13 protein-coding genes are annotated in these 12,541 nt (G+C 38.3%); 1 reads left to right on the top strand and 12 read right to left on the bottom strand.

Features of this window, described 5'->3' with window-relative positions; all coding sequences use genetic code 11:
- Nucleotides 1-457 precede the first annotated feature (457 nt).
- Nucleotides 458-1,813: a hypothetical protein gene (locus JKP71_RS06165; RefSeq protein WP_200407406.1), complete on the top strand. Its 1,356-nt coding sequence runs from the start codon at nucleotides 458-460 to the stop codon at nucleotides 1,811-1,813.
- Between the two features lie 40 nt (nucleotides 1,814-1,853).
- Here JKP71_RS06165 and sufB read toward each other — a convergent pair whose 3' ends face one another.
- The 12 genes from sufB to JKP71_RS06225 form a co-directional block, all read right to left on the bottom strand.
- The gene (gene sufB / locus JKP71_RS06170; protein ID WP_075525237.1) at nucleotides 1,854-3,266 is read right to left on the bottom strand and encodes a Fe-S cluster assembly protein SufB; all 1,413 of its coding nucleotides are present in this window, start codon (nucleotides 3,264-3,266) and stop codon (nucleotides 1,854-1,856) included.
- A gap of 74 nt (nucleotides 3,267-3,340) precedes the next feature.
- On the bottom strand, nucleotides 3,341-3,799 hold the full coding sequence (sufU, locus tag JKP71_RS06175; protein WP_075525238.1) for a Fe-S cluster assembly sulfur transfer protein SufU: 459 nt from the start codon (nucleotides 3,797-3,799) through the stop codon (nucleotides 3,341-3,343).
- Between the two features lie 32 nt (nucleotides 3,800-3,831).
- Complete coding sequence (locus JKP71_RS06180; protein WP_075525350.1) at nucleotides 3,832-4,209, bottom strand: pyridoxamine 5'-phosphate oxidase family protein; 378 nt, start codon at nucleotides 4,207-4,209, stop codon at nucleotides 3,832-3,834.
- A complete protein-coding gene (locus tag JKP71_RS06185; RefSeq protein WP_200407407.1) occupies nucleotides 4,199-4,357 on the bottom strand; it encodes a hypothetical protein in 159 nt (52 codons plus the stop codon). Before JKP71_RS06185 ends, JKP71_RS06180 begins: the two co-directional genes overlap by 11 nt.
- Entirely contained in the window at nucleotides 4,350-5,570 is a 1,221-nt protein-coding gene (locus JKP71_RS06190) for a cysteine desulfurase (RefSeq protein WP_200407408.1), read from the bottom strand. The genes JKP71_RS06185 and JKP71_RS06190 overlap by 8 nt, the downstream gene beginning before the upstream one ends.
- Entirely contained in the window at nucleotides 5,570-6,826 is a 1,257-nt protein-coding gene (gene sufD / locus JKP71_RS06195) for a Fe-S cluster assembly protein SufD (RefSeq protein WP_200407409.1), read from the bottom strand. Before sufD ends, JKP71_RS06190 begins: the two co-directional genes overlap by 1 nt.
- Nucleotides 6,827-6,963: 137 nt before the next feature.
- Nucleotides 6,964-7,734: a Fe-S cluster assembly ATPase SufC gene (gene sufC / locus JKP71_RS06200; protein WP_075525241.1), complete on the bottom strand. Its 771-nt coding sequence runs from the start codon at nucleotides 7,732-7,734 to the stop codon at nucleotides 6,964-6,966.
- 140 nt (nucleotides 7,735-7,874) lie between these two features.
- Nucleotides 7,875-9,194: an MraY family glycosyltransferase gene (locus JKP71_RS06205; RefSeq protein WP_200407410.1), complete on the bottom strand. Its 1,320-nt coding sequence runs from the start codon at nucleotides 9,192-9,194 to the stop codon at nucleotides 7,875-7,877.
- 2 nt (nucleotides 9,195-9,196) lie between these two features.
- Nucleotides 9,197-9,898: an adaptor protein MecA gene (locus tag JKP71_RS06210; RefSeq protein ID WP_075525243.1), complete on the bottom strand. Its 702-nt coding sequence runs from the start codon at nucleotides 9,896-9,898 to the stop codon at nucleotides 9,197-9,199.
- 134 nt (nucleotides 9,899-10,032) lie between these two features.
- Nucleotides 10,033-10,767, bottom strand: coding sequence for an amino acid ABC transporter ATP-binding protein (locus JKP71_RS06215; RefSeq protein WP_200407411.1), 735 nt, complete (start codon nucleotides 10,765-10,767; stop codon nucleotides 10,033-10,035).
- The gene (locus JKP71_RS06220) at nucleotides 10,767-11,453 is read right to left on the bottom strand and encodes an amino acid ABC transporter permease (protein WP_200407412.1); all 687 of its coding nucleotides are present in this window, start codon (nucleotides 11,451-11,453) and stop codon (nucleotides 10,767-10,769) included. Before JKP71_RS06220 ends, JKP71_RS06215 begins: the two co-directional genes overlap by 1 nt.
- 133 nt (nucleotides 11,454-11,586) lie before the next feature.
- On the bottom strand, nucleotides 11,587-12,510 hold the full coding sequence (locus JKP71_RS06225) for a diacylglycerol/lipid kinase family protein (RefSeq protein ID WP_200407413.1): 924 nt from the start codon (nucleotides 12,508-12,510) through the stop codon (nucleotides 11,587-11,589).
- Between the last annotated feature and the right edge of the window lie 31 nt (nucleotides 12,511-12,541).

Raw genomic sequence — 12,541 nt, forward strand, 5'->3', positions numbered from 1 at the left:
TACTTCTCCTAACTAGCATGTATAAAATTTTTGCACCTTTTAAATTATAACATCAAAAAATAGGACTGACAAGCTTTTTTTCAGCATTTCATTACTTTCTTCGAATTCTGACATTTTCATTTATTTGTTACTGACAGAGCTGTCAGCCTAATTTATTCAATCCCTCTTTTTTGACTCACTCAATCGTGGCTCTTTTAGCTTTTAAACTGGGAACTGCATAAAACAAACTTTTTTTGTTGTTTATTTTCTCACTTATTTTTGCACTTTTTAAGTTCACTTTCTGACCTCAATTCTTTTCTTGTCATAAGTTAGCTTATTGAGGGGGTTAGGCTCCTTTTTGCGCCCAAAATGCTTCTTCTTTCTTCCTACCTATTCTTTAGTGCCTGTATTAAATAAATGTTATAATAGAAAGAATAATCGTACTTTTTCTTAATTAATAAATTATTATGGAGGAGAAATGAAAGTTAAATTACATCAAATTGCCTACGAATTTGGTAAATCCACGCTGTTAGTTTTATCAAATACGGTCATTATGGTTCCTTTTCTATTGTTTTTAGGATTAAGTGATGGACGTACGGAAACCTCAGTCCTCCCATTTGCCCTTTATTACGCCTGTCGAATTCTTGGCGTTTTCTTAATCCGAGCAATAAAAAATACCATTTCCAGCCTAGAACTTCTAGTCGCTGCGCTTAGCGTCGGGCTACTAGGATCAATATTAGCATTATTTGGTCCCCTTCTCCCCATTTTCTACCTCTTTTCCGGGATCTTAATCGGCCTAAGTGCTTCTTGGCTCCCCTCTGCCAATGTGACACTCAATCATTTTCAGCCGAATAAAGAAAAGAAAGTTTACTATCCTGTTGTTCTAGTCGGTTTACTTGCTCTTTTCTGGGGGCTCTCCCTTTCTGGAAATGCGGGCGTTTGGTTAAGTTTTGGGGTTTATACTGTTTTTTATATCATTGCGCTCTTATATGCAAGAGAGGCCACATTGAGGCAAATCTTGATCAACCGCACAATGCCTAAAGAGTCTTCTGTTCTCTTCTCCAAACGAGAATTTTGGATTTTTACAGGCTTATGTCTCTTATTGATTGTATTGCGTTCGGGACGTCTTTTAGATTCAGCGCTCTCTATCAATATTGCCCTCATTGGTTTTTGTATCTTTTTCCTCTTATTAATTTATAAAACTGGGAAAGAATACCGAAATTATCAAGTACCGCTTCCTCTTAATATTTTAACTTTCTTAAATGGTGCCATAGGAAATTTCCTCTTTCTCTTTGGCTCATTATATGTTGTGAATATTTTTGGTAAAGGATCAGAAACCTTACTTTTATATGTTCCCTATGCCCTAGGAATGGTGATTGCTTTAGGTACCTTTGGAAAATTATCAAAAATGGTCTCGAAGAATTTTGAACACTATATTCTTATCGGCCTCTTTATCGGTTTTATCGCGATGCTTTTTCCTGTAGCACTTAGTGTCGGTTTTTTCCTTCTTAGCTACACACATTTTTTACTGAACCGCTGGCTAAATAATCAATATTTCTTAGAAAATCATATACCTGAAGATCAGCGCATTCTTTTAAAAAACACCACCCAAAAGAAAGGATCTTTAATCCATCAGTTTTTCTTAGTTATTCTTATGTTTATAATTACAGAAAAGCAGACAACCTCACAGTCCCTCTTTTTACAACTCATGAATCCTCAGTCAGCGCATCTTAGCGCTTCAACAATCTTCCATCTGATGTCAGAGATTTCAATCATCGGATTTCTAATTCTTATTGTCAGTTATTTCTATCTCAAATACCGAAAGCATCATTAAAAAAAAGGAGCATATGCTCCTTTTTTTAGTGATGCTTTTCTTATCCTATAGAACCTTCCATCGAATAAGAAATTAAACGATTTAGCTCGACTGCATATTCCATCGGAAGTTCTTTTGTGAAGGGTTCAATAAAGCCCATGACGATCATATCAGTTGCTTCTTTTTCTGTTAAACCACGACTCATCAAATAATAAAGTTGTTCTTCAGAAATTTTTGAAACTTTTGCTTCATGTTCTAAGGCAACTTGAGAGTTATGAATTTCATTAAAAGGTACCGTATCTGATTTGGATAAGTCATCCATTAAGATGGTATCACATTCAATATGCGATGCTGATTTTTTGGAATTTTTGTTAAAAGTAACTTGTCCTCGATAGTTGACAGCTCCCCCATTTTTGGCAATGGATTTAGAGATGATAGAACTCGAGGTATTGGGTGCGTTATGAATCATTTTAGCACCTGTATCTTGATTCTGATTAGCCCCAGCAAAGGCAATCGAGAGCATTGTGCCACGAGCTCCAGGCCCATTTAAGTGAACCGCAGGATATTTCATTGATACCTTAGAGCCTAAATTACCATCTACCCACTCAACTGTCGCATTTGCTGCTGCACTGGCACGTTTCGTTACAAGGTTATAAACATTATCCGACCAATTTTGAATCGTAGAATAACGCATATAGCCTCCTTCTTCAACAAAGATTTCGACTACTGCTGCATGCAAGCTTGAAGCACTATAAGTCGGAGCTGTACACCCTTCTACATATTGAATTGATGCTCCTTCTTCAACAATAATCAAAGTCCGTTCAAACTGTCCAGATTTTTCATTGTTGATCCGGAAGTAAGCTTGAATAGGGATTTCACATTTTACACCTTTTGGGACATAAACAAATGAGCCACCTGACCAAACCGCAGAATTTAAAGCTGCCAACTTATTATCTGTTGGTGGTACTAATTTACTGAAATATTTTTTAAAAAGTTCTGGATACTCACGTAAAGCCGTATCTGTATCCGTAAACACAATACCCAGCTTTTCAAATTCTTCTTTCATGTTGTGGTAAACAACTTCTGATTCATATTGAGCTGAAGCACCAGCCAAATAGGAGCGTTCAGCTTCAGGAATCCCGATTTTTTCAAAGGTATTCTTAATCTCATCAGGGACATCATCCCAATCGCGTGCTGCTTTTGCAGAGGGTTTTTGGTAATAGACAATATCATTAAAATCTATTTCTGAAAGATCTGGTCCCCACTTTGGCATATCTAATTTTTTAAATGCTTCAAAAGATTTCAGACGAAATTCTAACATCCATTCCGGCTCTTTTTTTGTTGCTGAGATTTCTCGGATGACCTCCTCAGTCAAGCCCAATCCTGTAGTGAACTCGAGTTCCGCATCATCGTGGAAACCGTATTTATATTCCTCGAGGTCTTTGACGACTTCTTGTGTACTATTTTCTGTCATTTTTTCCTCTTTAAAACTCTTATTTTTATCTCAACCTAAACCCATCAGAGAGCTGACAGGTTGGTCAGTACATTTTATTGACCATGCACTAAGTTATTTTCTGCGTATCCTTCATCCAATGCTTTTTTCAGCGCATTCCAGGCTAAGGTTGAACATTTTACCCGTGCTGGGAACTTACTGACCCCTGCTAAAAACTGGGCATCTCCCAAAGCTTCTTGACGTTCGTCTTCTTCTCCGGTCACCATCGCTGAAAAGAGTTTGGCTAACTCTAGAGCTTGTGCTTTTGTCTTTCCTAATACGGCGACGGTCATCATTGAAGCAGAGGCAGTGGAAATGGTACAACCGTGACCACTAAACGCAATATTTGAAATCTTATCTCCATCCAACTCAACAGTCAGACGAATGACATCCCCACAAGTGGGATTATTCAAATCTACCATGCAACCAGTCTGCAGCTCTCCAGCATGTCGCGGGTTTGAGGAATGGTCAAGGATCACTGCACGATATAAATTATCTAATTTAGATAAAGCCATTCTTTTACACTTTCTTATCAATTTAATTGAAACTAGAGCAATTGCTCCAATTTAAGAGGGGTCATTTCCAAAGCTTGACGTGCAAAGGGATATTTTTGGTGAACTGTTTCAAACGTACTGCCTTGGCCAATGAGTTTTGCTTTAACAGTCAGACGAAAGCCAATGCCTTGATAACCATTACGCCCCTCAACTTCCCGTACCCCAAGCATTAGGAACAATTTGTCATTTTTTGCGATATCAGCTTCTAAATGATGCATTCCTGCTGCTGGTGCCAAAAGTTTCTCATCTTCGGACAAAGTTAAGTAAGAAATCCACGTCCCCGTTGCATGAGGTTCTGCTTCAGCTCCCCATGAAATCAAACTTACGGCTCCTTCATATTTGAGCGTTTCCAAAAATTTATCAGTTAAGATTGTCACGTTTTCTCTTTTCGTTCTCTTTTTTCTTCTTTTCTTGCTCTTTTAATGCTTGTTCAAGCTGGAGATCTCCTATAGAAGAAAAATCCAATAGTCCTTGAAATATTTGACCAATCGTTCCACTATCCTTGATTGTTTTAGACATTAAAAAATTCTTTTGTTACCCAAAGTGCTTTGATCAACTTATCGCAATCCGCCTTGGTATTATAGAGATAAAAACTTGCACGTGCTGTCGCAGCAACCTTCAAGTCGTGAAGTAAAGGTTGAGCACAGTGGTGGCCTGCTCTCACCGCAATCCCTTCCATATCAAGTGCTGTTGCTAAATCATGGGGGTGAAGGCCTTGCAAATTAAAAGCAATAACTCCTGCTCTCTGACGAGGCTCAGCAGGACCGTAAAGTGTTAATCCTGGAATCTCCTTGAGTTTGGGCAAGAGGTATTCTACCAGCTCACGTTCATGCTGTTGGATGTTTTCTATACCGATACTGTTGATATAATCAATTGCTGCACCCAAACCAATTGCACCTGCGATATTTGGTGTGCCGGCTTCGAATTTCCAAGGTAATTCAGTCCAAGTAGAATGGCTTTTATAAACAAAGTCAATCATCTCTCCTCCGAATTCTACGGGTTCAAAGCGTTGCAGTAACTCTTCCTTTCCGTAGAGAACGCCAATTCCTGTCGGTCCCATCATCTTATGACCAGAAAAGGCAAAAAAGTCTACATCCAACTCTTGGACATCTACTGCCATGTGAGGAACAGATTGTGCCCCATCTACTACAACATAAGCACCATGAGCATGTGCAAGGGCCGCAATTTCTTTTATAGGATTAATACAACCCAGCACATTAGAGACATGAGCAACAGATACAAATTTCGTTTTTGTAGAAATTTTTTCATTCAAGTCAGTCCAATCAAGTGCTCCATCCTTAAGATAGACGAACTTTAACGTTGCGCCTGTACGCTGTGCAATTTCTTGCCAAGGTACAATGTTGGAATGGTGTTCCATAATTGTAATGATGACTTCGTCAGCCGGTGTAAGTATTTGTCCAGCAAACTGAGCGACCCAATTGAGAGAAGTGGTGGTACCGCGCGTAAATAAGATTTCTTTAGTGGACTGCGCATTGATAAAAGCACGAACTTTTTCACGAGCAGCTTCATAGTATGCAGTAGCTCGTTCAGCTAAGGTATGTACCCCCCGATGGACATTAGCATTATCTTGCTGATAAAAATCATTGATTGCTGACAGAACGGTCAGAGGTTTTTGAGTTGTAGCAGCATTATCCAGATAGACTAAAGGCTCATCATTGACCTTTTGATTTAATATTGGAAAATCTTCTCTCAGTTTTTCAATCTCAAGCATCACATGCCCAGCTTTCTTTCAATAGTCGCGATAAACTCATCTCTCACTGATTTGACGGGAATTTCACTGACCACTGATCCCAGAAAGCCACGAATAACCAAGCGTTTTGCTGTTTCCTCATCAATTCCCCGAGATTGTATGTAGAACAAATCTTCTTCATCAACCTGACCCACAGAAGCTGCGTGTCCTGCCGTCACGTCGTTCTCATCAATGAGTAGGATAGGATTGGCATCGCCACGCCCTTTATCTGAGAGCATCAAGACATGCGAAGATTGTTGAGCATCCGCATTTTTGGCTCCTTTTATAATATGCCCAATAGCATTAAAAGTGAGCGTCCCCTTATCAAGGATAACACCATTTTGCATAATATGACCCATGGAACTTTTCCCAAAGTTAGTGACACGTGTATCAATTCCTTGGGTTTGATGTCCTGTTGAAATTCCTACGACTTTAATTTGGGAATGTGAACCATTTCCTTTGAGGTCACTGTCAAAATCTGCTACAACATTACCATCATTCATCACTCCAACAGACCAATCTATTGTAGCATTTTCACCAATTAAACCACGGCGGATAACTGATGCTGTGACGTTTTCACCGAGTCGATCGATAGCTGAAAATTTAACTTGAGCTCCTGCTTCAGCAATCACTTCGACCACTAAATTTGCCGTCGCTTTTGCCGTTTGAGCTCCCGTTGTCTCTAAGCGCTCTAAGTATTCCACCTTAGCATTTTTACCAACGATAAGTAAAATACGCTTATTGAAAGGAACCTCTGAGCTACCTTCTTGCATCAAAAGGCTCTCAACTGGTTCATCAACCTCCACACCATCTGGAACGTAGAGCACTAAACCAGAATTAAAAGTCGCTGTACTAGCTGCCGTTAGGCTACTCTCTGTAAAAGGAACTACACGTCCTAATTGATTCTTGACTACCTCGGGAAGCTCTACCAAAGCATTCGCAAAATCAGTGAAAATCACTCCTTTATCCGCTAAGGTGGGTGTAATCTGCTCCACAACCGTTTGAGAGCCTACCTGAACCAAAAACGGATGAGAAGGAAGTTCAGTAAAGTCAGGAACATTTCCTACTTCTTCCGTTTCAGATATTTTTAGGTGATCCAGTCCCCAGCGATTAATTTTAACGCGTTCAATATTAGGTAATTCCAATTGTGCAGCTTGTTGAGCAGCTTCCTGACGTAATTCAGATAACCATTCAGGTTCAGCATGCATTTGTGAAAAGTTTAAGATTTCTTGATTCATTCTATTCTTGGTAAGTATTTTACAAAAGCACTGACCAGCCTGTCAGGAGAAGGGTGAAACGTAGCTTACAGCTTTTTCCTTCCTCACTTTTACTGACAGAGCTGTCAGGAGATAAAACCTCTTACCTTCTCCTTTCCTTAAACTTCTTCGACATATTCAATGCCAAGTTCGGCAGCAATATTGACATAACCTTCAGTTTCAAGACGTTTTGCAAGTTCTGCTCCACCTGTTTTAACAACGCGTCCATCCATCATAATATGTACTACATCGGGCGTAATATAATCAAGTAATCGTTGATAGTGGGTGATAATGAGTGCACCAAATTTATCGCCACGCATTGAATTAACACCTTTTGCTACTACTTTAAGGGCATCAATATCAAGTCCTGAATCAATTTCGTCTAAAATAGCAAAAGTAGGTTCGAGCATCAAAAGCTGAAGAATTTCATTACGTTTCTTTTCACCACCTGAAAAACCTTCATTAAGGTAGCGTTCTGCCATTTCTTCTTTCATGCTCAAAAGTTCCATGTTTTGGTCTAATTTTTTGATAAACTCCATGACAGAAATCTTATCTGCTTCACCACGCTTAGCATTGATGGCTGCGCGCAAAAATTCTGCATTAGTAATACCTGGAATTTCTGATGGATACTGCATAGCTAAGAAAAGTCCCAGTCGAGCACGTTCATCAACGTCTAACTCTAGAACATTTTTCCCATCAAAAAGTACTTCTCCTTCAGTCACTGTATAGTTTGGATTTCCCATAATAGCCGCAGATAAAGTAGATTTTCCTGTACCATTTGGGCCCATAATTGCATGGATTTCTCCCGTATTTATAGTCATATCCACGCCTTTAAGAATCTCTTTATCCTCAATTGCTACGTGAAGATTTTTAATTTCAAGTGTAGCCATTTTTCACTCCTTTGAATTGTCAATTATTTTTGACATTTATAATGTCTATTTTAACAAATTTTTGACAAGATGTGTATTTCTTGAGGATATTTCTTTTCAAGAAAAAACCACTATCCAAAGGATTGTGGTTCATCAATTTTTTATTTTTTATCTCGCCGTCTTAACCTTGTTACAGGGAACTCCTGCGTGGGCTCATCTATCTCTTCTCTACTTTCTTGGCTATCAGCGTCATCTTTTGCTTTTTGTCCATGGATTACTGTTTCTCGATAACTAGAATTTCCTACAAACTTCAAAGCTTTTAAGACAGGTTGTCGATTTTCACCAAGTATCCCTACTAATTCAATAAAAATCTCTAAACCAAAGATACAAGCAACAATGAGAAGAATCCCCCCGATACGGCTTGAAAATTGTAAAAGAAGAGAAATAAAAGCAAAGATAAAGGCAATCCCGTAAATGACTAAAACTGCCCCGCGATGCGTAAATCCTAGAGCCATCAAGCGGTGGTGAAGATGCCGCTTATCAGCAGTAGCAATAGATTGACGATTCAATTTTCGCCTAATCATAGCAACCACTGTGTCTGTTATGGGAACTCCTAAAATAAGAAGAGGTGTTAATACAGCAACAGCAGTTGCATTTTTTAGTCCTTGCAAAGAAGTCACAGCTATTATAAATCCGAGAAACAGAGCTCCCGTATCTCCTAAGTAAATAATAGCTGGATGGTAGTTATAAGGGAAAAACCCCATGATAGCTGCCACTACGATAAAAATCGTAATCGGTAAAAAGACGTTCGGACTAGGCAAAAAGAAGTAAGAAACCACACCCATTGTTGTTAAGGATATGATAGAGACTCCACTAGCTAAACCATCTAAGCCATCAATTAAATTAATCGCATTGGTTATTGCCAAAATCCAAAAAACAGTAAATATAAAAGATAACCAGGCTGGGAAAATAAGAAGAGGTCCCCCAAATGGAATCTTCAAATTATCAAAACGTGCATTGGTAAAGAACCAAATAAAGCTTGCCGCAACAATCAGACCCAAGAGTTTCATTTTTGGAGAAATCTCTTTTATATCATCAATTAGACCTGTACATACGACAATAGCGCCTCCTGCCACAAAAGGCCAAATATAATCTAAATAGCTTTGAACTTGTGGAGGATGAGGTCCTGTGCCCGGACCGCCCCCAGCAGGAGGTTGACCCGCATGTAATAATGGTTGGTTATGCACAATATGGGGCAAAATCAATAATGTAGCAATGGCAAATGCTATAAAAATCACTACTCCACCTGCGGAAGGCATTGGCTTCTTATTGACCCGCCGTTCATTAGGATTATCCACCGCTCCGATAATTTTTGACACAAATGTCATGACTGGCGTCAAAATAACCGAGATCCCAAAAGTCATAATGGCTACAACTAAAAATTTGAGTGCAAACGGAATTTCTTTTAATGTATCAACCATATTCAAATTTTTCTAAGAACGTCTAAAGCGCGCGTTGCAATCAAACACTCCCCATACTCCTGCAAAAATTCTCGGCTTATTTTTGAAGCTTCACCGTATTCCATCATTCGAGCACGCGTACTTTCTACATGCATCTTCCCTTTGGCTTTTTGATTATCTAAAACTACTAAATAAAAATCACCCTCATAGCGATAAAACTCAGATTCTTCATCAGCAAACTTAACGTTCTTAACACCCGCGAGCGCTGACATCATGTCGTCATACCGAACAGAATAATAGATAAAATCAGGTTCTTGGTCTGTTTCTTCCTTTTGCGAACCTGGAAGTTCCAAGCCTGGTTTAAAATCTGTAATTCCACGCTCACGCGCCATATCTGCACCTATTTCATTAAGTTTATTATAAAAACCTGTCATGAGTTCTTCAAATTCTTCTGGGTCATCAGGGATTTCACCTCCCTCATTCAACAACGCTTCTTCGTGTACAATCATATGTACCCCTTGTGGGAAAGGTTGAATTTGGAAAGTCAACATCCCTACATTACCAAAACGGTTTTCCAACCCCAGTTCATCTACTAATTCATAGAAGAACTGTTCAATGACTTCTTGGTTACCAAAAAAGTCTGATAATTTAATATCATAATCTGTTAAGTCATCGAAAGAGAGGGTAATTTTTATCGTGTTTTCATTGATATCTTCAAATTTCATCTTCTTCTCTTTTCTATATTATTCTAGCACATTTCATTTTCTTATTTAATATTATACCACACCAATAAAAAAAAGCAGCATGACTACTGCTTTTTTTAAGCTCACCATACCGACCCAGACTTAAGCATTCAAGCTTAAAGTACTTTAGCGAGAAACTCTTGCGTTCTTTTTTCTTTTGGATGGTCAAAGAGTTCTTCGGGAGTTCCTTCCTCTACGATATTTCCATCTGCCATAAATAAGACACGATCTGCAACATTTTTTGCAAAACCCATCTCATGTGTCACCACCACCATTGTCATTCCTTCCTGTGCTAATTCTTGCATTACTGCAAGTACTTCTCCCACCATTTCTGGATCCAAAGCAGAGGTTGGCTCATCAAAAAGCATCACATCAGGATTCATAGCCAATGCTCGCGCAATGGCCACCCTTTGTTGTTGTCCGCCTGATAAAGCTTGTGGATAAGCTTCTGATTTTTCAGAGAGACCCACTCGGCTTAAAAGTTGGTCAGCTACCTTACTTGCTTGTATTTTAGATAATTTTTCAGTTTTTATGGGCGCTAACATCAAGTTATCTTTGACAGTCATATGAGGGAAGAGATTAAACTGCTGAAAAACCATCCCCATTTTTTCACGATGTTTAAAAACATCTACAGATTTATCAGCAAGATTTGTTCCTTCAAAATAAACCTGTCCTCGAGTCGGTTTTTCAAGTAGATTCATCGTTCGTAAAAATGTTGATTTGCCAGATCCAGAAGGACCAATCATGACAACCACTTCACCTTTTTTTATTTGTATGTCCAGCCCTTTTAAAACTTCATTACTTCCAAAATTTTTATACAATTTTTTTACTTCTATTAAATAATTACTCATTATTTTGCATATCCTTTCCTAAGGCGTTTTTCTAATCTTGCCAACAAGCGACTCACCACAAAAGTTACTACGAAATAATAGAGGGCTACAACCAAGAGAGGAGAAATGGTCTGGTAAGTTAAGCTCACTACTGTTTGAGCACCACTAAATACTTCCATGACACCGATCGTGTAAAGGAGTGAACTATCTTTGATAATCGTTACAAATTCATTCCCTACTGCAGGTAATATGTTTCGTATCGCCTGCGGTAAAATTACATGAACCATCGTCTTTCTAGGGCGTATCCCTAAAGAATAAGCTGCTTCTTGCTGACCGATGGGGACAGCTTCAATTCCTGCTCGAACAATCTCAGCCATATAAGCACCAGAATTGAGTGCAAGTACAATAATCCCTGGGACTAAACGCCCTAAATCTTGTTGTAAAATTCCTATATGAAAAGTAGGAAAATTCAAATTACCAGCAAGAGCAAAGCCAAGCATGATTTGAACAAGCATGGGCGTCCCCCTAAATATTTCAATATATGCTTTTGCAAGCCAACGCAATGGGGGGAAACTCGAAAGTTTTCCGAGAGCTACAATAATTCCTAAACACGTTCCTATCAGTACCACAAATGCGGATATAATAAGCGTTACTAACATGCCATCATTAAAATAGGAAAAGTACTTGGGTAAAAAATTAAAATTCATTTTTTCTCTTTTCTTTTATATTTATTAATAATAATAGCATAATTATAATATAAAAAGTATTTTAATACAATAATAAATGAATAATAATAAAAAACCACCAAGTGGTGGTCATTTACTTTATATTTTATAAGTCCTAATAAAAAATTTTTCTTTTTTCTGGCTGAATGAAAAGAATTTCTCCTGCCTGAAGATGATAAATTTCACCATCTATCTGGACAGGTTGTTCCTCAGAAAGTTTTACCGTAAAATATTTTCTTACCTTATGCAAGAAAAGTGGATGTTGTAAATGCGTGCCTTTTAAAACACTTGGAATTAAAGAAAAAGTGCGCAATAGTCTGTGCTTATCATACTCTACAAGGTGAATTTCACTATTTTTATTAGAGGCCGTAGGTGAAATTTTTACACCTCCACCAAAATAGGGGTGTTTAGTAAACGTCATCAGAAAAGCTTTATTTTTTTCAAGCACTTCCTCACCACTCGTGATTACTGTTCCAAAAGATTTTTTAGTGATTAAAACTTGCAGCGCAGTTGCAACATAAGATAAACTACCTAACTTCAAGCGGTTAAGAACATTCTTTAACTTTCCACCATTTGCCGCTTGGACAATTGTCGCATCGAGTCCAATGCCAATATTGTTTAATGAATAACCACTTAAATCTTTCGATTGATAGCGCATGACATAAATTTCGTGCGGTTGAGTGCGCTGACGCGCTGCTTCAAAGGCTTCAATCGGGTCAAGACTCAAATTTAAACTACGTGCAAAATCATTGCCAGAACCAGAAGGGATATAAGAAAAAGACTCTGATGCTGGAAGTTCATTGATAACTAGCGAAAGCGTCCCATCGCCTCCAATAATAACCAGCCGGTCTTCTTTTGTCTTTTGCGTCAATATTTTATCCACTAATGCAGCTTCATTGGAAGTATGATTTTGAAATTTTTTAGTGGTATAAAGTTGATAATCAAATTCATGTTCTTCCAAATAAGGAAGAAGGATCTCTAATGTCCGTGCTCCTTTACCTGAACCAGAATTTGGATTTGCCAGGAGATAATATTTCATGTTATTATTTTACCAAAAATTACAGTTTTTT

This window comes from Lactococcus taiwanensis, assembly GCF_014905395.1.
GTDB classification, from domain to species: domain Bacteria; phylum Bacillota; class Bacilli; order Lactobacillales; family Streptococcaceae; genus Lactococcus; species Lactococcus taiwanensis.